This is a genomic window from Qiania dongpingensis (assembly GCF_014337195.1).
Classification (GTDB): Bacteria; Bacillota; Clostridia; order Lachnospirales; family Lachnospiraceae; genus Lientehia; species Lientehia dongpingensis.
In genome coordinates this window covers 1,111,176-1,134,935 of sequence record NZ_CP060634.1, presented here as the reverse complement: position 1 = coordinate 1,134,935, position 23,760 = coordinate 1,111,176, and the positions used below count along the sequence as shown (strand labels likewise).

General features: G+C 49.2%; 23 protein-coding genes and 1 riboswitch. Of the genes, 18 read left to right on the top strand and 5 right to left on the bottom strand.

All coding sequences use genetic code 11. The features are described from left to right. Window positions 1-543: 543 nt before the first annotated feature. Window positions 544-1,737, bottom strand: coding sequence for a metallophosphoesterase (locus tag H9Q78_RS05300; protein ID WP_249304073.1), 1,194 nt, complete (start codon window positions 1,735-1,737; stop codon window positions 544-546). Between the two features lie 127 nt (window positions 1,738-1,864). On the opposite strand from H9Q78_RS05300, the gene H9Q78_RS05295 reads away from it, so the two are divergent. The 14 genes from H9Q78_RS05295 (at window position 1,865) to H9Q78_RS05230 (ending at window position 14,891) form a co-directional block, all read left to right on the top strand. After that, window positions 1,865-2,542, top strand: coding sequence for a response regulator transcription factor (locus H9Q78_RS05295; RefSeq protein WP_249304071.1), 678 nt, complete (start codon window positions 1,865-1,867; stop codon window positions 2,540-2,542). 1 nt (window position 2,543) lies between these two features. Continuing rightward, window positions 2,544-3,545 (top strand): sensor histidine kinase, encoded by a 1,002-nt coding sequence (locus H9Q78_RS05290; RefSeq protein ID WP_249304069.1) that lies wholly within the window; start codon window positions 2,544-2,546, stop codon window positions 3,543-3,545. Between the two features lie 73 nt (window positions 3,546-3,618). Further along, window positions 3,619-4,251, top strand: coding sequence for a 3D domain-containing protein (locus H9Q78_RS05285; RefSeq protein WP_249304067.1), 633 nt, complete (start codon window positions 3,619-3,621; stop codon window positions 4,249-4,251). 95 nt (window positions 4,252-4,346) lie between these two features. Beyond that, window positions 4,347-4,694 carry an Hpt domain-containing protein gene (locus H9Q78_RS05280; RefSeq protein ID WP_249304065.1) on the top strand — a complete coding sequence of 116 codons (348 nt, stop codon included), beginning with the start codon at window positions 4,347-4,349 and terminating at the stop codon, window positions 4,692-4,694. A gap of 53 nt (window positions 4,695-4,747) precedes the next feature. Further along, window positions 4,748-6,871 carry a bifunctional diguanylate cyclase/phosphohydrolase gene (locus H9Q78_RS05275; protein ID WP_249304064.1) on the top strand — a complete coding sequence of 708 codons (2,124 nt, stop codon included), beginning with the start codon at window positions 4,748-4,750 and terminating at the stop codon, window positions 6,869-6,871. A 591-nt stretch (window positions 6,872-7,462) separates the two neighbouring features. Then, a complete protein-coding gene (locus H9Q78_RS05270) occupies window positions 7,463-7,666 on the top strand; it encodes a hypothetical protein (RefSeq protein ID WP_249304062.1) in 204 nt (67 codons plus the stop codon). A gap of 181 nt (window positions 7,667-7,847) precedes the next feature. Continuing rightward, complete coding sequence (locus H9Q78_RS05265) at window positions 7,848-8,729, top strand: DegV family protein (RefSeq protein ID WP_249304060.1); 882 nt, start codon at window positions 7,848-7,850, stop codon at window positions 8,727-8,729. A 47-nt stretch (window positions 8,730-8,776) separates the two neighbouring features. Next, window positions 8,777-9,004: a hypothetical protein gene (locus H9Q78_RS05260; RefSeq protein WP_249304058.1), complete on the top strand. Its 228-nt coding sequence runs from the start codon at window positions 8,777-8,779 to the stop codon at window positions 9,002-9,004. 203 nt (window positions 9,005-9,207) lie between these two features. Next, window positions 9,208-10,755 (top strand): NAD(P)/FAD-dependent oxidoreductase, encoded by a 1,548-nt coding sequence (locus tag H9Q78_RS05255; RefSeq protein WP_249304057.1) that lies wholly within the window; start codon window positions 9,208-9,210, stop codon window positions 10,753-10,755. Beyond that, entirely contained in the window at window positions 10,742-12,061 is a 1,320-nt protein-coding gene (locus H9Q78_RS05250; protein WP_249304055.1) for an NAD(P)/FAD-dependent oxidoreductase, read from the top strand. The genes H9Q78_RS05255 and H9Q78_RS05250 overlap by 14 nt, the downstream gene beginning before the upstream one ends. Next, window positions 12,045-12,425, top strand: a complete 381-nt coding sequence (locus H9Q78_RS05245) for a DUF1667 domain-containing protein (protein WP_249304054.1) — start codon at window positions 12,045-12,047, stop codon at window positions 12,423-12,425. Before H9Q78_RS05250 ends, H9Q78_RS05245 begins: the two co-directional genes overlap by 17 nt. A 17-nt stretch (window positions 12,426-12,442) precedes the next feature. Then, window positions 12,443-13,030 (top strand): glycerol-3-phosphate responsive antiterminator, encoded by a 588-nt coding sequence (locus H9Q78_RS05240; RefSeq protein ID WP_249304052.1) that lies wholly within the window; start codon window positions 12,443-12,445, stop codon window positions 13,028-13,030. Between the two features lie 3 nt (window positions 13,031-13,033). Continuing rightward, window positions 13,034-14,536, top strand: coding sequence for a glycerol kinase GlpK (gene glpK / locus H9Q78_RS05235; protein WP_249304050.1), 1,503 nt, complete (start codon window positions 13,034-13,036; stop codon window positions 14,534-14,536). Window positions 14,537-14,663: 127 nt separating this feature from the next. Further along, entirely contained in the window at window positions 14,664-14,891 is a 228-nt protein-coding gene (locus tag H9Q78_RS05230) for an HPr family phosphocarrier protein (protein ID WP_249304047.1), read from the top strand. Between the two features lie 914 nt (window positions 14,892-15,805). Here the strand turns inward: H9Q78_RS05230 and H9Q78_RS05225 are convergent. Beyond that, window positions 15,806-16,348, bottom strand: coding sequence for a helix-turn-helix domain-containing protein (locus H9Q78_RS05225; RefSeq protein ID WP_249304045.1), 543 nt, complete (start codon window positions 16,346-16,348; stop codon window positions 15,806-15,808). 171 nt (window positions 16,349-16,519) lie between these two features. Here H9Q78_RS05225 and H9Q78_RS05220 point away from each other — a divergent pair, with 171 nt between their 5' ends. After that, entirely contained in the window at window positions 16,520-16,969 is a 450-nt protein-coding gene (locus tag H9Q78_RS05220) for a GNAT family N-acetyltransferase (protein ID WP_249304042.1), read from the top strand. Between the two features lie 21 nt (window positions 16,970-16,990). Here H9Q78_RS05220 and H9Q78_RS05215 read toward each other — a convergent pair whose 3' ends face one another. The 3 genes from H9Q78_RS05215 to H9Q78_RS05205 are packed head-to-tail and all read right to left on the bottom strand — an operon-like array spanning window position 16,991 to window position 18,914. Next, window positions 16,991-17,755 carry an EFR1 family ferrodoxin gene (locus H9Q78_RS05215; RefSeq protein ID WP_249304041.1) on the bottom strand — a complete coding sequence of 255 codons (765 nt, stop codon included), beginning with the start codon at window positions 17,753-17,755 and terminating at the stop codon, window positions 16,991-16,993. A gap of 23 nt (window positions 17,756-17,778) precedes the next feature. Next, window positions 17,779-18,129, bottom strand: a complete 351-nt coding sequence (locus H9Q78_RS05210) for an ArsR/SmtB family transcription factor (RefSeq protein ID WP_249304040.1) — start codon at window positions 18,127-18,129, stop codon at window positions 17,779-17,781. 11 nt (window positions 18,130-18,140) lie between these two features. Then, window positions 18,141-18,914 (bottom strand): nitroreductase family protein, encoded by a 774-nt coding sequence (locus tag H9Q78_RS05205; RefSeq protein ID WP_249304038.1) that lies wholly within the window; start codon window positions 18,912-18,914, stop codon window positions 18,141-18,143. Between the two features lie 239 nt (window positions 18,915-19,153). On the opposite strand from H9Q78_RS05205, the gene H9Q78_RS05200 reads away from it, so the two are divergent. The 3 genes from H9Q78_RS05200 to H9Q78_RS05190 all read left to right on the top strand — a co-directional run bounded on the left by H9Q78_RS05200 (window position 19,154) and on the right by H9Q78_RS05190 (window position 23,745). Next, the gene (locus H9Q78_RS05200) at window positions 19,154-21,616 is read left to right on the top strand and encodes an ATP-dependent DNA helicase (protein ID WP_249304036.1); all 2,463 of its coding nucleotides are present in this window, start codon (window positions 19,154-19,156) and stop codon (window positions 21,614-21,616) included. A 78-nt stretch (window positions 21,617-21,694) separates the two neighbouring features. Next, window positions 21,695-21,934 carry a polya polymerase gene (locus H9Q78_RS05195; RefSeq protein WP_147596824.1) on the top strand — a complete coding sequence of 80 codons (240 nt, stop codon included), beginning with the start codon at window positions 21,695-21,697 and terminating at the stop codon, window positions 21,932-21,934. Between the two features lie 227 nt (window positions 21,935-22,161). Continuing rightward, window positions 22,162-22,288: riboswitch (glycine riboswitch) on the top strand. Window positions 22,289-22,380: 92 nt separating this feature from the next. Further along, entirely contained in the window at window positions 22,381-23,745 is a 1,365-nt protein-coding gene (locus H9Q78_RS05190; RefSeq protein WP_249304034.1) for an alanine/glycine:cation symporter family protein, read from the top strand. Window positions 23,746-23,760 lie beyond the last annotated feature (15 nt).

Below are 23,760 nucleotides of genomic sequence, written 5' to 3'. Positions count from 1 at the left end.
AATAAAAACCTGCATGAGATTCGGTTTTTACCTCCCTGCGGCCAGGAAAATCCTGCTAACGGCTTTGCGGCGCTCGCCTTACGATGGTATCGGATTGTTCCTCCTGCTCCTTCTCCCGCACCGAAATAGGCTTCTGTTTGTTGTAAAAACTATTGGGGCGGTCCACCGCGGCCCGCTGCTATAAGGCGCGCGGGCCATGTGGATATCCGCTCCTTTTCTGGAATCTAAGAAATGAAATTTAATCAATATGATGCGGCAAGCAGGGAACCGGCAGAAAGATTCCGGGCCGGCCTAAAGGTGAGCGCCGCAGGGCAAAGGCCGGTGTTCCCCAGACGGAGGGAGGCAGAAACGGAAATACCGATTCCGTTTCTGAGCGAACCGGAGACGAAAAATCATCCAGATTTTCCGTCGACATGTGAGCGGTACTCCCAGAGCGGGGATAAAGCGGCCCCTGCATCGCCAGCGAACCGAAATCGTGACGGTCCGGAACTTCTGTCGGTGTCTAACTGGAGTTTAATCGAAGCTCAAACTGGTGGCAAAAGCTCAGTCCTTTCGGAACGAGACCTGGATTTCTACGATTTCACTGTCGGTTCCGACACGCATGTCCGGTCCCCAGACGCCGACGCCGGAGGTGACGATGGAATACATGCTGCCCTTTTTCTCCAATCCGTAAGGATTTTCCCACAGGAGCCCGATGGTCAGGTTTCCGGGGAACAGCTGGCCGTTGTGGGTGTGGCCGCAGAGATGGGCGTCCACACCGGCTTCTGACAGCTCGGAGAGCTGTTTGGGCTGGTGTTCCAGCACAATGATAGGTTTGCTTTTATCAAGCCCTGAGGTTAGCTCCTCGGGGCTTTTTCTGGTATGTTCGATCTTACGCACTCTTGCGATGTCTTTACGCCCGATCAGATAGAAGGAATCATCGATACACACGGTCTCGTCGTTTAGCAGGGTGACGCCGGCATCCTGCAGAAGGCTGCTCATCCTGTCGTCATCGGTCAGAGACTTTTTAGAGCCGAAGGTGAATCCGGCCAGTATTTTTTCTGATATATCGTGATTCCCCCAGCAGGCATAGGCGCCGTAAGTGCTCTTCATGCTCTTTAACGCGGCTGTGATGGCGGCCGGGTCGTCCAGGGCGTCATATTCGTTGTCGAAAATATCTCCGGCGATACAGATCAGATCCGGTTCCATATCATTGATCTTCCGGGCCATTTTTTCGATGTAGCTGTGGCCGATGCTGTAGCCCATATGCAGGTCGGCAATGAGCACCACCTTCATATCGCCGGTCTCACAGGTCTTGTCTATGGTTATTTCATATTCTTTTGTTTTCAGATCTCTGGCGTGAATGATTCCGTATGTGCTGACAGCAACGATGCAGAAGGTGACAATGGCCCCGCTGATGATGAACGTTTTCCTTGAGTGAAGCTTGACTTTGTTGACACGGTTTATATGCAGAAGGATAAAACGGATGATGTCGCCGATTACCACGGTTAGTATGATATAGAGCAGAGTACCGAGCCAGTAATTGCTGAGATGTTTAAAAAACCATTTTAGGGATGGCTCCCGTATGAAAAATGCGATGATGAGTGACAAAGAGATAAAAAGAAAGACAAAGGAATAGATGATCCGAAAGGCTTTTTTGCGGAAAATGGAGCTGCAGGCGGAAAGCCACCATAAATTCCAGCGGAGTATATACAGAATAAGAAGGATATAAATCGGAGATAAAAGTACGGCAACCATTTGTACGGTGTCCTTTCCTGCACTATATTTATATCATTCCAGTATAGCATAGGGGGAGAAAATGTGTATATCATTTTTCTTATGATTATATTATAATTGAGGAAATATGAGAGGAAGGGAAAAGCAAATGAAAGTGTTGTTTGTAGAAGACGACCACAGCATTGCCATGGGGCTTGAATATTCGCTGAAACAGGAGAATTATGAAGTGCGTACCTGCCATTTTGTTTCGGAGGCCTTGAAAGCTTTGGACGAGGAACGTTTCGATCTGTGCCTTCTTGATGTTTCTCTGCCCGACGGAAATGGCTACGATATATGCAGAAAAGCAAAAAAGCGGGAAGAGACGGCGGTAATCTTTCTGACTGCATGTGATGATGAGGGAAACGTGGTAATGGGTTTGGATATGGGGGCAGATGACTATATTACCAAACCTTTCCGCATTCGGGAGCTTCTGTCCAGAATGAAGTCTGTACTCAGGCGATATCAGAAAGCGGATAATTCTGAAAAAGTCTTCCTCATTGGAGATATTTCCATCCATCCTCTCCAGGCGAAGGTGTACAAAAATGGCGAGGAGCTGTTTCTGACCACGATGGAATACCGGCTTTTGCTGGCGCTTGCCATGGCAGAGGGACAAGTGCTGACCAGAAACCAGCTTTTAGAGAGCCTGTGGGATATCGGCGGTGATTATGTCAGCGACAATACGCTGACGGTTTATATCAAACGGCTCAGAGAAAAGCTGGGCGGAGAAGACGGAGAGACGGATTTGATCAAGACTGTGCGCGGGCTGGGCTACCGCTTGGGGGAATGATATGTTTCGGAACCGGGAAGTGAAATATGGATTTTGGGTGCTGCTTGCGGCGGGGGTGCTGGCGGGAAGCGCTATATTCGCGGAGTCAGGAGAGGGATTCCGGTATTTCCTTCTTTTTTTGCTGGTCTCAGTTATCGTTTACTTGTTGGTAAACCATATCAGGTATCGTAAGATATCTGGTCTTTCCCTGTATTTGAAGAAAGTGCTGAACGGTGATAAAAAGCTGGATATACCGGATAATGCAGAAGGGGAACTCAGCCTCCTTAGAAATGATATATACAAAATGGTGACGAGGCTGGAAACGCAGGCGGAGCTGTTATCAGAGGACAAGGCCTATTTGGCTGGTTCTCTTTCGGATATTTCCCATCAGCTGAAAACTCCGATGACATCCATGATGGTCATGACCGATATTCTGAGGGATGAGAGCCTGCCTGCAGAAAAAAGGGAAGAATTCATTGATTCTATCCGTTCTCAGCTGAAACGGATGGAATGGCTGCTGAGCTCCCTTTTAAAGATGTCAAAGCTGGATGCGGGAGCTATCCAGTTCAAACAGGAGCCCGTGCAGGTATCGGAGCTGGTGAGAAAGGCGGTGGAGCACCTGCTGATTCCGATGGAATTGAAAAACCAGACGCTTGCGGTGGAGATACCGGAATCTCAGTATATCGGCTGCGACGTTGCCTGGACCTCAGAGGCCATTTCCAACATTGTGAAAAACTGTATGGAACACACGCCTGAGAATGGAAAAATTACCATATACAGTGAAGAAAGGGGAGTATATCTGCAGCTGGTGGTAGAGGACAGCGGGGAAGGGATTGCGCCTGAGGACTTGCCTCATATTTTTGAACGGTTTTATAAAGGGAAGAATGCAGGAAGAGACAGCGTGGGAATCGGCCTGGCCATGGCCAAATATATTTTGAATATCCAGAACGGCCAGGTGGAGGTGGAGAGCACACCGGGCGCGGGCAGCCGGTTTTTCATACGCCTGTACCGAAAAGTGATATAGGTGCGGAATAAATAGGAAAAAAGAGGAAATACTATGACAAACCCATTAAGATTGAAAGGAAAGGAAGAATTTCATGAAAGCAGGTTTTGTCATAGGATTAGGTCTTTGCCTCATGGCGTCGCCCGTAAAAAGCTACGGGCCGGCGCAGGTAGGAAATCATATGGCTGGCTTTAACAGCCAGTGGGTAAGAAATTATGAGCCGGCGAAGGAGGACGGCGTTTCCAGAGTCGGAGAACCGGACTGGGAAGCCTCCGAGACAGTGGAAGCGGCGCAGGTCCAGACGGACGCAGGCTCTGCAGAGACGGAACCGGCCATTCCGACGGAAGTGCCGGAGAGGACGGAAGCGGCGCAGGAAGAAGACTATGAGGCGGGCCAGGAGCCCGATGAAGAGGCCGGCGGAGAATGGATCAGCCTGGGAGATGACTGGGTCATAACTTATTATTGTCCGCTGGAATGCTGCAATGACCAATGGGCTTGGCAGACCAGCACCCAGGCTCCCATGCAGCTCCATCACACCATTGCCGTGGATCCTTCCGTGATCCCATATTACAGCCACGTAAGGATTGGCGGACTGGACTATGAATATGTGGCCGAGGACTGCGGAGGAGGGATCAAAGGGAAACGGATCGATGTGCTGGTCGCAAATTGCACCATAGCCAATGAAATGGGCGTGGACAGGAACGTGGAGGTCTGGGTACAGAAGTAAAGAGAAGACGTTGACAAAAAATATTATTGTATATACAATATTAGAATAAACCTGAAAAGGAAAAGTACCGTAACAGCGTAAGAGAGGGAAAGAGAATGGATTTCTTAGAAGCAATGCAGAAAATCGTACCGGACGTAAACAGGACGCTTTGCAGGTTTTCCGGCAATCAGAAATTGTGGGAACGTTTTGTAAAGAAATTCGGAGATGATCCCAGCTATTCAGATTTGGGAAAGGCCGTTGAAGAAAACGACGAAGAGGGAATCGAACGCATGGCTCATACGCTGAAAGGAGTCGCGGCCAATATGGGCTTTGACCCGCTGAGCGAGGCATGTGCAAAGCTGGTATCCGCGGTCAGGAGTAAGAAGACAGAAGAATATGCCGAGGACTGGACAGTGATCCAGGAGCAGCATGGGAAAATCATGGACGTGATCAAAGATCTTTAGTAGGACAGAGGGTATTTGAGACTACGGGGGCCAGAAGTCTGAGGGAGAAATTGATGAAATCCAAGTCCAGCGGAACGATTCTGATCGTAGACGATTCAGAACTGAACAGAGCGATACTGAAAGAAATTTTTTATGATGAATATTCCATAGAAGAAGCGGAGAACGGCAGGGCAGCCATTGAGATTATTGAAAATTCCAAGACTCTGCCGGAAGCGCTTCTTCTGGATATTGTGATGCCCGAGCTGGATGGGTTCGGGGTTTTGGAGCAATTGTCGGAAAAGGGGCTTATAAAAAGCCTTCCGGTGTTTCTGATAACTTCAGATACGTCGTCTGAAGTAGCCGTTCAGGGATACGAGAGCGGTGTGGTCGATGTCATCAATAAGCCGATCGTGGATCCGGTCATTGTGAGGAAGCGTGTGAACAACGCCATTGAACTGTACCGGAGTCGGAACCATCTGGCGAGCCTGGTGGATGAACAGGTCAAGACCATTAAAAAGCAGGCGGAGCGCCTTCGCTTTACCAATGTGACGATCATCGATATGCTCAGCTCCGTCATCGAGTTTCGGAGCGGAGAATCAGGACAGCACGTACGGCGGATCCGCCGCGCGACGAAGACCATGCTTGAGTGGTTCGGAAAGAGCTATCCGGAATATGAGCTGACTCCGGAGAAGATTGAAGTGATTTCCAACGCATCCGCCATGCACGATATCGGGAAGATTTCAATTCCCGATTACATATTGAATAAACCTGGAAGGCTGACAGCGGAAGAGTTTGAAATCATGAAAAAACACACCTTGTATGGCTGTGAGATCCTGCAGAGCATACCATTTTTTCATGATGAAGAGATATTTGAATATTGCTATGAAATCTGCCGCCATCACCATGAGAGATGGGATGGCAAGGGATATCCCGACGGACTGAGAGGCGAGGACATCAGCATATGGGCCCAGGTGGTTTCCATGGCAGATGTCTACGACGCGCTGGTCAGTGAACGGTGTTATAAAAATGCCTATCCTCATAAAACAGCTGTGAAAATGGTTATGGAAGGGGAATGCGGGGCGTTTAACCCCAGACTTCTTCAGTGCTTTTCTGAAGTGGCGGAATATCTTCACGAGACTCTTTATATGGACGGCGGGGGAGAAAAATTCCCTACGGAAGCGCAGAGTGACTGGCAGGCCGGCGCCAATAAAAAAACGCAGGAAAGGAATGTTTCCGAGGCGACGCTTGCACTTTTGGAAAGAGAAAGGCAAAAATATCATTGGCTGTCGGAGATGGCTGATGAAATTCTTTTTACCTTCGATAAAAATGCGGATACCATTGAATTCACCGGTAAGTTCACCGAGGTATTCCGGGAGGGGCCCCATGTTCTGCATGCGGCTGACTATCTTGCCCACGATGAGCGGATCGAAGCGAAAGATTTGGCGGAGATCATGAAGGATGTGCAGAAGATAACGCCGGAATCCCCAGTCTATTCCACGGAGGTCAATCTTCTGAACGGAGATGGGTCCAAAGAGTGGTATGAGCTCTATCTGAGGGCGATGTGGGATGATGGGGGAGACGAAAAGCCCAGCGGTTATATCGGAAAGCTGAGCAGCATCAACGTACTGAAAGAAGAGGCGCTTCGCTGGAAGCGTCAGGCGCTGCATGATTACCTGACAGGGCTGTATAACAGGCAGGCCCTGGAGGGGATGGTACAGGAGATGATCGAGGAGGGCGAGGAAGCCTTTATCATGCTATTTGTGGATGTGGATGATTTTAAAAAGGTCAACAGTACCATGGGACATCTGGCAGGCGATGTGCTCTTGAAAAAGATTGCCAAAGAGATCCCGGCTCATCTGCGCTCCACTGATTTTGTCGCCCGTATAGGCGGCGATGAGTTCGCTATAATCGTAAAGGGCAGCATGCCGGACCGGCTTTTGCAGCAGAAAGCAGAGGAGATCTGCTGGTTTTACCGCGAGGAGGAATTTTCTGAATATGAGATTCCCATATCCGGAAGCATGGGCGCCGCCAGATATCCGGAGGACGGAGGCAGTTATCAGGCGCTGATGTCAAAGGCGAATTGTGCTCTTTGCGAGGCTAAAAAAAGAGGCGCGGGTTCCTATGTGCTATATCATGAAAATATGGCGCCTCCTGTATGTGAATCGGCGCTGTCAAGCGTAGATAAGATAGAAGAATAGCAGGAAAAAGCAGCAGGACATACGGGAGTATGTCCTGTTTTTTGTACCTTGTCGCACGAAGTGCACCCGCCCGGAGGGTATGAATTAAGGGGTGCCCATAGGTGTACCTTTGAATACTTTTCATGTAAATTTTCAAAACTGCTTTATAGACCAAGAGGAAATCGGATTCCATCCAGGCGGCTCGCTGGCAGCCGTAACCAGGATCTTTACGGCCTTCGGTCGGTCCTTTCCAACTGACATGGATAAATCGATATTTTTCCATGTCAGATTCCAATAAAAACCTGCATGAAATTCGGTTTTTATCTCCCTGCGGCCGGGAAGATCCTGCTAACGCCTTTGCGGCGCTCGCCTTACGATGGAATCCGATTGTTCCTCTTGTTTCTCCTCCCGCACCAAAGTAAACTTTTGTTTGTTATGAAAGCTATTGGGGCGGACACGAGGGCCCGCTGCTTTATGCGCGCGGGCCGTTGGCGGGCTACAATCCTTTAAGGGAACCAGATTCCTAAACAGCAGCCAATGCGGTGAGGTACGAGGATAACGGCAGAAAGATTCCGGGCCGGCCTAAAGGCGAGCGCCGCAGAGCAGAGGCCGGTGTTCCCCAAGCGAGGGGAGGCAGAAACGGAGATACCAATTCCGTTTCTGAGCGAACAGGAGGCAGGAAATCATCAGGATTTCCTGCCGACATGTGAGCGGTACTGCCGGAGCGGGGATAAAGCGGCCCCTGAATCGCCAGCGAACCGACATCGTGACGGTTCGGAACTTCTGCCGTATTCAACTATAGAGTGTTTTGAATAAATCCTTAAAGTGTTTTAAGGTACATTAATAGAAGCCTGCATTTCCCTGGAAGATGCATTTCATAAAGACATAAAATTTACCAACTGGAAAAAAGAAAGAATAGTATACAAGCAGATGAATTAATGATACAATTACTATAATTATTGCCTGAATGGAGTTTTTACTATAGGAGGAAAAAAGAATGGCGGATTATGTGATTGTGACTGACAGCACTGCAGACCTGCCCAGTGAAGTGTACAGCAGGATGGGTGTGGAGGTCGTGCCCATGGAATTCATCATGGGAGACACGGTCTATCAGCATTACGCCGATGCCAGAGAGATGGGATTCGAGGAGTTTTATACCCGGGTCAAGGCTGGTGAAAAGGTCAGCACTACACAGATAAATTATTACACGTATGAACAGGTGTTTCTGCCGATTCTGGAGGCAGGAAAGGATATTATATATATTTGTTTTTCATCCGGCCTGAGCGGGACCTATCAGGGTTCCAGGCTTGCCGCGGAAGATCTGCTGGAGAAATTCCCAGAAAGAAAAATCTCATGTATCGATTCTCTCTGCGCATCGATCGGGGAAGGGCTGCTGGTGTACAGGGCTGCGCTCCTCCAAAAGTCCGGGATGGAATTTGAGGAGCTGGAAAAATGGGTGTATGACAACCGGCTTCACTCATGCCACTGGTTTGTAGTGGATGATCTGGAGCATCTGCGCCAGGGCGGAAGGATATCTGCAGCTCAGGCTATTCTTGGGACTGCGCTGAATGTAAAGCCCATGCTCAGTGTGGACGATGACGGCCAGCTGGTCCCGGTCATAAAGCTGAGAGGAACCAGAAAGATCATGGACACCTTCTGCAGGAAAATTGAAACAGACGGGGATCACGTAGAGGAACAGACTGTGATCATCGGTCATGCCGGGGCCCCCGGGATGGCGGCGCAGCTGGAGACAGTGCTGAAGGAGCGCGGCCTAATAAAGGATGCGATCATTACGGATATCGGGCCGATCATCGGCGCGCACGTGGGAGCGGGTATGTTTGCTCTGGTATTTATGGGAAAGAGAAACCTGGGACGGTAATTGGACATTCCAGAGTGCCGAGGGGCAGATCGGGACAGGAGTAAATCATGAAATTTTATGAAGTGGTGTGGGAGATATTCAACCAGTGTTCGAACAATCAGATGCGGGATGTCCTGTTTGATGAGGTAGAGCTGGATGACCCGGAGGATTATGTCAAAAAGAAATTTAAAGGAAAAGAAGTATCCTATGAAAAGGAGATTCTGGAGGATGGGACTGTGATTTTTCATATTGATGCGTCCGGGATCAAAGAGCGGTGTACTTTTACGGAGATTTGAGGAGATGCGTGTCCCCGCTGCTTGACATTTCAGATAATTTCTTCTATACTGGATTTAAGTTAATATTTATCAGGAGATGAGAGCGATACAAAAATGCTTTTTTTGTATTGCTTTTTTTATTTTATAGAAAGGTTCTCTGAACTCTCCTATAAAATAAAAGTCTTTTTGGGCGGATGTCCGCTTTGTTCATAGGAGGAAAAATAATGTATGATGTTTTGATCATAGGAACGGGTATCGTAGGATGCTTTCTTGCACATGAATTATCCCAATATGAGCTGTCTTTAGCGGCGGTGGACAGGGAAAACGATGTTGCCTGCGGCGCTACCATGGCCAACAGCGCGATAATCCACGCGGGGAACGATCCGGAAGACGGAACCTTGAAATCCAGGCTGAACCTGGAAGGCTCCAGACAGTACGAAGATATCTGCAAGAGCCTGCATGTGCCCTATGAAAAGGTCGGCTCTTTTACCGCGGCCACAGGAGAAGAGGAAGAGAAAACGCTTTTTGAGCTTTACCGAAAAGCGAAAGAACGGGGAATATCTGCCAGTATATTGGACGGAACAGAAGCGAGAAAAATGGAACCGCTGTTGAGCAGCCATGTGACTAAAGTCCTGGCACTTCCGGACACGGCGGTCGTCTGCCCTTGGGAGACAGCGGAAGCTCTGATGGAAGAAGCAGTCTTAAACGGGACAGAGCTGCTTTTGAATCATCAGGTAACCGGCATAGAAAGAACGGAAGAGAAGGGAGGCCGGTTCCGGGTACATATGGAAATTCATAGAGACGGGAAGGAAAACAGGGGTATCGAAAAGGCAGTGGTCGAAGCAAAGGTAATCCTCAATGCGGCTGGAGTGTTCGGTGATGATATTTATGGTATGGTCTGTCCGGAACGCACCTTGAAGGGTGACAGCAAGATAAGGATGAAGATCGGTCCCAGAAGAGGAGAGTATTTTGTTTTGGACCGGCAGGAGAAGCCGGCAGTGTCCAAAGTCCTCTATCCGGTGCCGGGCAAGAATGGAAAAGGCGTTCTGGCCGTTCCCACTGTTCACGGAAACGTCCTGCTGGGGCCGGATTCCCGGGATACAAGTGACAAGGAGGGAATCGATAATACAGCGGAAGGCCTTGAATATGTGAAAGAGCAGATTGGAAGAATCTTGGAGACGGTGCCTTGGCTGAAGGTCATAAGGAGCTTTGCGGGGCTGAGGGCCAAAGGGAATACGGGGGACTTCATCATAGAAGAGTCTTCGGAGACGCCCGGTTTCGTCAATGTGGCGGGAATCGAATCGCCGGGGCTGTCTTCGGCGCCAGCCATTGCTTCTTATGTCAGAAAGGAAATCCTTAAAGAAAGGATGTTCGGAGAAGACTTTACGTGGAGAAAAAAGGTGGAATACCGACGCAGAAAACCTCCTGTTATCATGGAACGATTATCCAGAGAAGAAAAAAACCGTATGATCGCAGCCAATCCCGCATATGGAAAAATAGTCTGCCGATGCGAACGAATCTCGGAAGGAGAGATCATAGATTCGATACGTAAGCCGGTGGGAGCCAGGAGCATAAAAGGGGTCAAAAAACGGGTGAGGCCCGGCATGGGACGGTGCCAGGGCGGTTTCTGTGAGCCGGAAATCGTGCGGATATTGGCGCGGGAACTGGGGATCAGAGAAGAGGAAGTGGTATATGACCGGGAAGGAGTGAGGCTTTTTGAGGCAATGGAAAAAAGTCTGACGGAAGGGAGAAGGACTGATGAAGCATTATGAGCTTGTAATAGTCGGCGGGGGCAGCGCCGGCATGGCGGCAGCTCTGGAGGCCAGAAGAGAAGGCGTATCCAGTATCCTCATCCTGGAACAGGGAAAAGAGCTGGGGGGAGTCCTGCTCCAGTGCATCCATAACGGGTTTGGCCTGCATACGTTCGGAGAAGAGCTGACAGGGCCGGCATATGCAGAGCGGTATATTCGCATGGTTGAGAAAGAACAGATAGAAACTAAGACCGAGACAACAGTCCTTCATATAGGAAAGGACAGAAGTGTGACTTATGTGAATTCACAGGATGGTTATAGGACAGTGCAGGCTGGAGCGGTCATTTTGGCGATGGGATGCAGGGAGCGGCCCAGAGGGGCACTTTCCATTCCAGGATACCGGCCGGCCGGTATCTGGACGGCCGGGACTGCACAGAGATATATGAACCTGGAGGGCTGTCTGGTTGGCCGCAGGGTATGGATTCTAGGAAGCGGGGATATTGGCATGATCATGGCGAGAAGAATGACGCTGGAGGGGGCGGAGGTCCTGGGAGTGGCAGAAGTAATGCCTTATTCCAACGGGCTACCCAGGAACCGGAGACAGTGTTTGGAGGATTTTGAAATTCCCCTCTATCTAAGCCATACTGTCACCAGGATAAAAGGAAAAGAACGGGTGGAAGCTGTGGTGATCTCCAGGGTAGATGAGAACAGAAGGCCCATACCCGGTACAGAACAGGAATTTGCCGTAGATACGCTGCTGTTGTCCGTGGGGCTGATTCCGGAAAATGCTCTTTCGGAGGAGACGGGCATCCTCCTTGACGGCAGGACGAAGGGACCGTCTGTAAATTCCTCGTACGAATCCAAGATCGCTGGCATTTTTGCCTGCGGTAATGTGCTCCATGTCCACGATCTGGTGGATCATGTAAGCATGGAAGGGGAACAGGCCGGGAAGGCTGCTGCGGCTTATCTGTCCGGGATGCAGGCCGGAGAGACGGAGAAAGCCATAGAAGTGCCGGCAGAAGCAGGAGAAGGTCTGTCTTATGTACTGCCTCAGCGTATCCGTCCGGGAGACGCAGAACGTGACGGAGGCATAGAGTTCAAATTTCGGGTCAGAAGAAGCTTCAGACGGGCAGTCCTCGAGGTGAGAGCGGGAGAGGTCTTGATTAAATCTGTCCGGAAAAAATACCTGGAGCCGTCGGTCATGGAAACCGTGCAAGTAAAGTGGGGGGAACTGTCCCATATGGGATTGTTCCACAAGGAGGACGAAATGCCCGCACTTAGGTTCTTTTTGAGGGAGGAGGCAGGGAGAGATGAAGGTAATGCTTGACTGTATTGTCTGCCCGGCCAGCTGTCATATTCAGGTGGAGCTTTATGGAGACGGAACTATAAAGGAGATTACAGGGAACACCTGCCGCCGCGGTATGGATTATGCAAAGAGCGAGATCACGGCGCCCGTTCGTATGGTCACCAGCACAGTGGCTGTGGAAGGAGGAATTTCAAAGCGGCTTCCGGTGGTCACTTCTTCTCCGGTGCCGAAGGATCAAATATTTGCGGTCATGGAGAAAATTCACAAGATTATGGTTTGCGCTCCTATATCAGTTGATGATATAATCATTTCAGATGTGTGTGGGCTGGGAGTGGATGTCGTCGCCAGCAGGAGCATACGGAGGCGGAAGGAAGAAGAGGCCTGAGAGAACGGGGACGAAGCATGAAAAAGAATGAGGAATGGAACGGACAGGTAGTGCTGGCTATTTCCACCATGAAGGAGTTTGAAGGTTTTCTGGACAGCAGGTTCACCTGGGGCGTTTTGATGGAATTTCATATAGCCCTTCTGTCCGGTATGGTGAACGCGGCCCACAGGCAGGGCAAGAAGATTCTGTTCCATCTGGACCTTCTCCGGGGAATCTCCACGGATGAATATGGATGCGAGTACGCCTGTCAGAAGCTGGGGGCCGACGGAATCATATCTACGCGTCCCAAAGTGCTGGAAACGGCTAAGAAAAATAAATGTCTGGCAATTCTGCGTCTGTTTTTAATCGATACCAGGTCTCTGGAACGGGGAATCGGGCTCTGTAATGCTCTGGAGCCGGATTATGTGGAAGTGCTCCCGGGCATTGCCTGCGGGATACTCAGCTATATCAGGGAACGGACCGGAGTGCCGCTCATGTGCGGAGGACTCATACGGAAACCGGAAGAGATAGAAAACTGTTTTCGGGCCGGAGCCTGTGCCGTTACCATTTCCAACAGGAAAGCGGCAGAAGAATTTTCAGAAAATAATGATACACGGGAGGAGTAATTTATGGAGCGGTATATTATGGCGATCGACCAGGGGACGACCAGCAGCAGGGCTATTCTTTTTGACCGGCATACGAAGATCGCGGCCAGCGCCCAAAAGGAATTCACTCAGTTTTTTCCGAAGGCCGGCTGGGTGGAGCATGACGCCACGGAAATATGGCTGAGCGTACAGGCCGTGATGACGGAGGTGCTGATGTCATCGGGCATTGGGCCGGAACAGGTGGAGGCCATTGGCATAACGAACCAGAGGGAGACTGCGGTCGTTTGGGATAAAAATACAGGGATTCCCATTTACCATGCCGTTGTGTGGCAGTCACGGCAGACAGTGGACATATGCGACGAGCTCCGGCAGCAGGGAATGGAAGAGACCATACGAAATAAAACAGGGCTTTTGATCGATCCTTATTTTTCAGGGACCAAGATTAAATGGATCCTGGACCATGTGGAAGGAGCAAGAGAACGGGCGGAAAGAGGAGAACTGCTCTTCGGAACCATCGATACGTGGCTAGTGTGGAATCTGTCGGGCGGGGCGGTCCATATCACCGACTATTCCAATGCCTCCAGAACGCTGCTCTATAACATCCATGAGTTAAAATGGGACAGGGATTTGCTCGCCATGCTGGATGTACCGGAGGCCATGCTGCCTCAGGTGAAGCCGTCCTCCCATATATATACCAAGACGGCGCCTACTCATTTTTTCAACTGTGAGGTGCCCATCGCGGGTATCGCCGGAGATCAGCAGGCAGCTCTTTTCGGCCATGCCTGTTTCCAGCCGGGAATGGCGAAAAATACTTATGGCACGGGCTGTTTTATGCTGATGAATACAGGGGAAAAGCCCATCCGGTCGGAGCATGGGATGCTGACTACCATTGCCTGGGGCGTGGAAGGCCGGGTGGAGTACGCGCTGGAAGGAAGTATCTTTGTGGCGGGCAGCGCCATCCAGTGGCTCAGGGATGGCCTGGAGATGATACATACGGCTCCGGAGAGCGAGGAGGTGGCGAAGGGAGCAGAGGACGCGGGAGGGCTTTATGTGGTGCCTGCGTTTGTGGGATTGGGAGCTCCTTACTGGGACGACAAAGCGAGGGGAGCGATCTTCGGGATAACGAGGGGCACTACGAAGGCGCACTTCGTTCGCGCGACGCTGGAATCCCTGGCTTATCAGACAAAGGATATCATAGACGCCATGTCCAGAGACAGCGGCATTCGTCTGACGGAGCTTAAAGTGGACGGCGGGGCTGTGGCGAATAACCTGCTGATGCAGTTCCAGAGCGATCTCCTGGATGTGCCGGTAGAGCGTCCGGCCGTGAATGAGGTAACGGCGCTCGGAGCGGCCTGTCTGGCCGGCTTGGCTGTCGGATTTTGGAACAACAAGGGTGAGGTCATCCAGAACTATCAGGTTGATCGGATATTCCGCCCCGGCATTTCAGAAGAGAAAAGGCGGCGCCTGTATGCGGGGTGGGAAGCCGCGGTAAAGGCCACCTGTGCCTTTCATCCGGAGCAGGACTGAGTAAAAAACCTCTTGACAACCGCATAAAGTAATGATATAACACTATTCAACATCAGTGTGATAACAAAATGACAAGTGTTATTGCCCATATTGTTAGTGTTTTATATTTGCGGAAAGGATGTTAGTGATGAACAAGAGGCAGATAAAGATATCAAAAGTTGAGGACGCGAAGGCCTTGGTGTCTACCGCGGGTAAATGCAATTTTGACATCGACGTATACTATAACCGGATGGTTGTAGATGCGAAATCCATTTTGGGCGTGATGAGCCTGGATTTTGGCCAGCCTTTGACTGTGGAGTACAGTGGAAAGGATGCAAAATGGGAGCGTCTGCTGGACCGTTTTGCCCTTTGCTGACGGTTTGCTTCGAAAGATATGACGTAGATATGAACGAAGATGACGAAGAACAATAAAGCAGGACGAGGAGAACCGCCGCCGGGCAGAACCGGCGGCGGTTTTTTATTTGATACCTTATCGCACGAAGTGCGCCCGCCTGGAGGGCATGAATTAAGGGGTGCCCTTGGGTATACCTTTGAATACCTTTTAAACATGTTTTTTTGTCTGCTTTACAAGACAAGAGGAAATCCGATTCCATCCAGGCGGCTCGCTGGCAGCCGTAACCAGGATCTTTGCGGCCTCCAGTCGGTCCTTTCCAACTGACATGGATAAATCAATATTTTTCCATGTCAGATTCCAATAAAAACCTGCATGAGATTCGGTTTTTACCTCCCTGCGGCCGGGAAGATCCTGCTAACGCCTTTGCGGCGCTCGCCTTACGATGGAATCGGATTGTTCCTCTTGCTCTTCCTCCCGCACCGAAATAAGCTTTCATTCGTTTTAAAAGCCATTGGGGCGGTTCACCGCGGCCCGCTGCCGTAAGGCGCGCGGGCCGTGTGGATATCCAATCCTTTTCTGGAATCAAGGGAACGGAAGTCGTCTGAAGCGGTGCGACAGAAAGAATACCGGCAGAAAGATTCCGGGCCGGCCTAAAGGCGAGCGCCGCAGGGCAGCGGACGGTGTTCCCCAGACGGAGGGAGGCAGAAACGAAAAATACCGATTCCGTTTCTGAGCGAACCGGAGACGGGAAATCATCCGGATTTCCCGCCGACATGTGAGCGGTACTCCCGGAGCGGGGATAAAGCGGCCTCTGCATCGCCAGCGAACCGAAATCGTGACGGTCCGGAACTTCTGCCGATGACTAACTGGAGCTTAATCAGAGTTGGACTAAAATGATTCTAAAAAGTATTTTGTATCTTGATTCTGAAGATTCATCAAGGATTATATAAAATCATATGTAATGCAATTTTTTCATTTCCAACATTTCGATAAGAATGTATGGTATCTCCTTTAAACCGAATGCTATCATCCTTGGTTACAATGAAAGATTTATCATCAGATTGTATTTCGAGTTTGCCGCAAAAAATGGTAATAAACTCGATGGTTCCCCGCAAATGCGGCTCGGATCTCCAATAACTCCCGGGAGCCAGCTCTAAATAATATACGGCAAATCTACGGTTTTCATCATCTGGGAAAAGAGAATAATTTTTGACTTTTCCTTCATCTTCCAGCAAAGGCTGTATCTCAGATAGTTTTACAATTTCATAGGGGGATTTTTGGCGTACTGTCAAAGCATCAAAGGGAACTTTCATGCCGTTAGAGATCTTCCACAATGTGGAAACGGTAGGATTGCCATCCCCCCGTTCAATCTGTGCCAGCATACTTTTACTGACGCCGCTTAGTTTTGACAGTTCATCTATACTTAATTTGTTTTTTTCTCTTAGCAATTTTATATTGTGAGCTACGATCTGATTCATTGTATGCAAGTTTTTCTCCTCCTACCTATTGACAATATATCGAACAAGATATATCATTATATTGCAGACGATATAATGTTCTTTTTATTCTATTATATTGTTTTGACCCCTGGCTGTAAAGAGGAAAATCAAATGAAACAAATAAATTTACATAATAAGGAGTGTATTTAGATGAAAATCATATCTTATCAGGAAATTTACAAGGAAGATTTTATAAGGCTGAATCTGATTTGGATAAAAAAGTATTTTAAGGTAGAGCCTCAAGATATTGAAATGCTGAATGATGTAGAAGATTTCCTTGCAAAAGGTGCAGCAGTATATTTTGCTGTGGAGCAGGATAGAGCAATCGCCACTTGTATGGTAGTTCCAAGAGAGGGGCAGGTATGGGAAATATGCAAACTTGCCGCGGATGAAAACTATATGGGAAGAGGAGCTGGTTCTGCGGTATTAAAGGCATGTATAGACTATGCGAAAGAGCATGGCGCTGAAAAGCTGATGATTGTCTCAAATACCGTTTTATCCGCAGCCATGCATTTATATGCTAAGGCCGGCTTTAAAGAAGTACCTATTGACAATATGGAGTATGAACGAGTGAATATACAACTTGAATTGAATGTTTGATTTTTCTTTTATATAGTTCTCTTATTTTAATTCTGGATTACTCTTGGGAAAGACATACCGCGGCAGCCCTTTGCTGTGTCTGCCGTATTCGATCGCCTCAGTTGGGCAGCGGCTGATGCATGCCATGCAGTGAGTGCAGTTTTTACCCCATATGGGTTTTCCATCTTTGAGTCGGATATTGTTCAGCGGGCAGACATTGACGCATTTTCCGCAGGAGACGCAGGCGTCGGTGGCATAAAACTTTTTTGCGTGGACAAAGATCGGATAGAAAGCGGTATTGATAATGCCGCTGCTCCTTTTATCCTGAAAGGACACGGCAGGCTGCGAAAATGCTTTGCCGTTTTTTATCTCAAGGGCGATCTTATCTATTACAGGATCTGCCTGCCGGATGATTTCCAAGGCTTCTTTCTGTGCTGGTGTGGTAAACATCGCAATGTAGTTTTCCGGCATCAAAACCGCGGCGCATCCCAGATAGTTGAGTTTCTTGGCGGCGCATAGTTCTTTCAGATATTTGCCCGCGTTTCCGATGCTTCCGCCGCAGGTCATTACAAAATAAATATCTTTATTTCCGACAAGACCGCTATTCTCCAGCCATTCCTGAACAATGCGTGGAATTCTCCATGCATAAGTAGGAGTGACGATGACCCACGGGCTGCCTGACTTGATTTCAGAATAGTTGTGGCCGCGGATTCTACTAAATAAATCGATTATTTTATCGCCGGTCACTTTGGCGATTTTTTCCGCGGCATACGCGCTGTTTCCGGTTCCTGAAAAATATAAGATCATAATTCTTCCTCCTGACGTGCTATTTATGATCGTGAGCCGATGTGCCGGATCCCTTCATAGATCAGGCTGACGAAATCGGCAAGCTCTTTCCATTGTGTTTCGTCCGCACTTAAATAATAATAATTTTTAGTCCCCTCTTTTCGCATGGCAGCAATACCGGATTCTTTTAAGATCTGCAGATGATGGGAAACAGAAGGTCTTGTCAGATGTGCCCTTTTCGCAATCTCTCCGACACGGATTCCCGACGGATCGCTCTCTAATAGCACCAGCAATATCAACTGCCTTGTTTCATCGCCGATGGCGGTAAACGCATTTCGGTATTTCTGAAACCCGTCTACGATTTTTTGGAGCCGTTCTTTACATTCTTTTTCCATGATCAGTCCCTTTACATATATATGGCATCTAATTTTTTTCGCGGAGCGGAACGGAGAAATTTAACATCAGGGTAACCAAGTACCAATGTCATCGCCGCCTTTTTTCCTTTTGACACTTTGAGCGCCTTTTTGATTTTAAGTGAAGTGTTGGCTGCTGCTGTAAAATATCCGCTGTACAGTACGCCGAGGCCAAGCGCTTCTGCAACAAATTCCATATTCTGCGCGGCGAGAATGCCGTTCGTTTTTTCTTTTGCCAAGATTACCACCGCAATGGGGGCTTTGAAAAAGAAAAAGTGATCGTCTATCTTATTATTCTTAGCCATCGGACTGAACAGATCCGCAAACGGCTTTACTTTTCTAAACAGGCGGACCGCCATTTTCTCGATGCAGTCTTTTTCCTGGTCAAGTACGATAAAAGAGACATCCTGCATGTTCTTGGCCGTATGAGTAAGCCTGCCCGCCTCCAAAATCTGCTCGATCACTTCTTTAGGGATTTTTTTCTGCTTGAATTTACGGATGCTCCGGCGGAAACGGATGACTTCCAAAATATCCTCCGGCTTCAAGCGAACGTCGTCTTTCTTGTCAACTTGTCCGGTATCATATCCGCTGATGGAAACAGCTTTCTTTGGACAGACTGCGGAACATTGCCCGCACATCAGACAGTCATCTAATACTGTTTCCGCTTTTTTGTGATTTAACGCAATATTGTGCGCGACGCACACTTCGGCGCACATGCCGCAGCCAATGCAGCTACTTGTATCGATCAATACGTGATGCTGCTTCATATTCCGGCCTCCTTCTGTTAATATATATTAACCATTATACGGAAAACGATTAATACATACAACATCGGTAAAGAAATTCGTTACCGATCATTGTCCTGCCGCTGTTTGAGCGGAGAACCGACAAAAATAATTTTAAAAAGTATTTTGGACCGTAGTAATTGACACAGTACCATGCTATAATAATTTATTGAGAACAAATGTTTGCCGGAATGAAAATCTGTCCGGAGGGAGGCTGCGCCATGACCAGGCTGGAGGAAAACAAAATACGGATTTCTGTCAGGAACCTGGTGGAGTTTCTGCTGAGAGACGGCGATATCGACAACCGGCGGAAGGGGAAAAAGGACCTGGACGCCATGGCGGCGGGCGCGAAGATCCACAGAAAGATCCAGGGCAGGATGGGAATCGGATACAAGGCGGAGGTAGCGCTTAAGGCGGATTTTGAGATGGAGGATATTGTCATCTGCCTGGAAGGGCGTGCCGACGGCGTTTTTGAGAAAGACGGAATTCTCAATGTAGATGAGATAAAAGGGGTCTATTGGGATATTGAAAAACTGGAGGAGCCGGTGCCCGTCCATCGGGCCCAGGCACTCTGTTATGCCTATATGGCCTTGCTTTTACGAGAAAGGGAAACCGTAGGAACGGATGGGGAGAAAAAAGCAGGAGGGGAAGGATTGCGCGCCGGGATCCAGCTGACTTACTGTCATTTGGAGACAGAGGAGATACGAAGATTTCGGGAGGTTCTGAATTTTGCAGAGATAGAGGGATATGTGCGTCATCTTTTAGAGGAATACGCCAATTGGGGAAGGTATCAGTATTATCATCGTCAGATGAGGAATGTATCGATCCGGGAGCTGAATTTTCCCTTTCCGTACAGACAGGGGCAGAGAGAGCTGGCTGTTTCCACATACCGGGCTATCCAGAGAGGAAAGCCTTTGTTCATCCAGGCGCCAACGGGTATTGGAAAAACCATGTCTGTTCTGTTTCCTTCGGTCAAGGCTGTGGGGGAAGGGCTGGGGGACAAGATTTTTTACTTGACGGCAAAGACGATTACCAGAACAGTCGCAGAGGAGGCGATGGAGATTCTGCGGGAGAATGGCCTTCGCGCGTCCTCCATTACCTTGACGGCGAAAGAAAAGCTCTGTCCCCTGGTTTCTGAAGGAGGGAAGGCAGAGTGCAATCCTGTGGCTTGTCCGTATGCGAGGGGGCATTATGACCGGGTGAATGAAGCCGTTTTCGACTATATCCATCAGAAGGAAACGGCCGGGAGAGAGGATATCCTCGCGTGGTCCGAGCGGTACCAGGTGTGCCCGCACGAGTTTTCTCTGGATCTGAGCGTCTGGCTGGATGTGATCATCTGCGATTATAATTATGTATTTGACCCGAACGTTCAGCTGAAGCGGTATTTTGGTGAAGGGATGGGAGGAGATTATCTTTTTCTGGTGGATGAAGCGCACAATCTGGTGGAACGGGCCAGGGAAATGTACAGCGCTTCCCTGTATAAGGAATCGTTTCTGACCGTCAGGAATCTGGTGAAGCCCCACAGCCCGCGCCTGGAGAGAAAGCTGTCCAGATGCAACAAGCTGCTCCTGGAGATGAAGCGGGAGAGTGACGAACCCATGGTGCGGGATTCCATTGACCAGTTTGCGCTGGCGCTTACCGGCGCGTTCAGTGAGATGGAGAAGTTCCAGGAGGAGTTCCGGGTAATGGACGGAAATGAGGAGTTCGGGAATCTCTATCTGCAGGTCCGCCATTTTCTCAATATGTACGACAGGCTGGATGATTCCTACTGTATCTACACAGAGCACGTGAGCCGGGAATCCTTCCTTCTTAAGCTTCTTTGTGTGAACCCGGCGGAAAATCTTTCGCTCTGTCTGGAGAAGGGAAACAGTACGGTATTTTTTTCAGCGACACTTCTGCCGGTCCAATATTATAAAGAGCTGCTCTGCGGGAGCACGGAGGAATATGCGGTCTATGCGCCGTCGCCTTTTGACGCTTCCAAGCGCCTTCTCGCCATCGGAAAGGATGTGAGCAGCCGGTATAAAAGGAGAAACAGCCGGGAATACTTAAAAGTGCTGGATTATGTATTGACTGCAGTGAGGCAGAAGAAAGGGAATTACCTGGTGTATTTCCCTTCCTATGCTTACATGCACGGCGTATATGAGGCGGCACAGGATAGAGGGCTTGCAGGAGAACTTTCGGGAATGGAAGCAGGAACGGGGCAGACAGACGGTCCGGATATCATCCTTCAGTCCGGCCATATGACAGAACAGGACAGAGAGTTGTTTTTGGCGGAATTCAGCCGGGACAGAGAACATTCTTTGGCCGCATTTTGCGTCATGGGCGGCGTCTTTTCGGAGGGAATCGACCTGAAGGGCGAGAAGCTGATCGGGGTGATCATCGTGGGAACCGGATTGGCGCAGATTTGTACAGAACGGGAGATTCTGAAAGGCTGGTATGAAAAGCGGGGCAAGGACGGCTTCGCCTACGCGTATCGGTATCCGGGGATGAATAAAGTTCTGCAGGCAGCTGGGCGGGTGATCCGCACGGATACAGACGAAGGTATCATTTTACTGCTGGATGACCGGTTTCTTTATGGTGAATATCAACGACTGTTTCCGAGAGAATGGTCGGACTACTATGTAATAAATTACGAAAGCCTGCCGGGTATTTTATGTTCATTCTGGGAGAATGGTAGAAAATGACAGAACTTATTTACAAATAATGGCTGATGTGCTATGATGGGGCCAAAATAGAGAAACAGATAGAAAGGAGATAATAGGATGAAGATTAAAAATGTCAAAGACGTTGAGAAATTTTTCAAGGTGATCGACGAATGTAAGGGCAAAGTGGAACTGGTGACAGACGAAGGCGACCGGCTGAATCTGAAATCTAAGCTCACGCAGTATGTAGCTCTTTCCAGCGTATTTGCGGATGCGACGATCGGTGAAATGGAGCTTATCGCCCATGAGCCCGAAGATGTGCAGAGGCTGGTGATGTTTATGTACGATGGCGAGGTCTAAAGAGCAATACGCATATCAAATCTTTAAATTCTTTTTACGACATTATTGCTGTTCTGATAAAATGATTCCAAACGATTACCTGTTATAATGAAAAAATCCGCGGCGTATGCCGTCAGCGGAGGAAAGGCGCTCAGATCGCTTGGGCGTCTTTTTAACGTCCTTTAACAGGACGGCATTTTATGCTTGCATTTTCCATGTGTTTATGCTATTTTTATAAAGTCGACTTGATGCGACACTCTGGAGAGTCTTTCCGCCGGCCGAAAGCATGTGCAGGAAAGCGCCGAAGGTGTACAACAGCCCGGACATTTCCGGCGGGGCTGTCTATCTCTCAGGCAAACGGACAGGGCATATTTCATATGTTATGAGAAAGGCAATGTTCTACTCTTTGGAGGGCTGATAAGATATCGGCTCTTCTTTTATTATACAGAATAAGCGAGGGAAAAAATATGTTACCGATTGTTGACAAGGCCAATGATTTTTTATGGAATGTGCTGCTGATCCTGCTTCTTTGCGGTACCGGCGTTTTTTTTACTATCCGGCTAAAATTTATTCAGGTGAGAAAATTCGGAGAGGGCTGCCGGCTGGTCTTCGGTCACTTTAGCTTCAAGGGTAAAAAAGGAAAAAAGGGGGAGATGACCCCGTTCCAGTCGCTGGCCACGGCGATCGCGGCGCAGGTGGGCACCGGCAATTTGGCCGGCGCGGCCACCGCTCTGATTGGCGGCGGCCCGGGCGCGATTTTTTGGATGTGGCTATCTGCGTTTTTCGGTATGGCTACTATTTATGCGGAGGCATCGCTGGCGCAGGAATATAAAACTACGGTGGACGGAGAAGTGACAGGAGGTCCCATCTATTACATAAAAGCGGCGTTTAAAGGTAAACTGGGAAAATTCCTGGCTGCTCTGTTTGCCGTATTTATCATCCTTGCTCTGGGCTTTATGGGAAATATGGTCCAGTCCAACTCCATAGGCGCGGCTTTTTCCGAAGTGTTTGCCGCGCGGAACATCAACATTCCCCCCATTGCCATAGGAGCAGTCCTGGCAGTGCTGGCCGCTTTTATCTTCATCGGGGGGACATCCAGACTGGCTGCAGTGGTGGAGAAAATCGTTCCGTTCATGGCAGGCATTTATATCCTGGGAAGCCTGGCGCTGATCCTCATGAATATTGCCCAGGTACCGGCAGCGTTTAAAATGATCTTTACGGGAGCCTTCAGCCCGCAGGCGGTTTTGGGGGCCGGGGCCGGAATCACGGTGAGGGAAGCGGTTCGTTTTGGTGTGGCGAGAGGACTCTTTTCCAATGAAGCAGGTATGGGCTCCACCCCTCATGCCCATGCCCGGGCGACAGCCAGGAATCCCCATGAGCAGGGCCTGACCGCGATGATCAGCGTATTTATTGATACGTTTGTGATCCTGAATCTGACCGTGCTGTCCATCCTTACTTCAGGCGTTCTGGGGAGCGGAAAGGAAGGAACTGCGCTGACACAGGCGGCGTTCTCTGCCGGATTCGGAAGCTTCGGTGATATTTTTGTGGCTGTCTGCCTCTTGTTTTTTGCATTTTCCACGATACTCGGCTGGCACTTTTTTGGAGAGATCAATGCTAAATATCTGTTTGGAAAAAATGCGGCTAAGGTGTATTCCCTCCTGGTGGTAGTATTCATCATCATTGGATCGACCCTGAAGGTGAAGTTAGTCTGGTCCCTGGCTGATTTTTTCAATGGCCTTATGGTCATTCCCAATGCGCTGGCGCTGCTGGCGCTCAGCGGTGTCGTGGTGAAGATATGCAGGACCTTTTCTGGGAAAAAGAAGAACGAATAAAACTGAGAAAAAGAG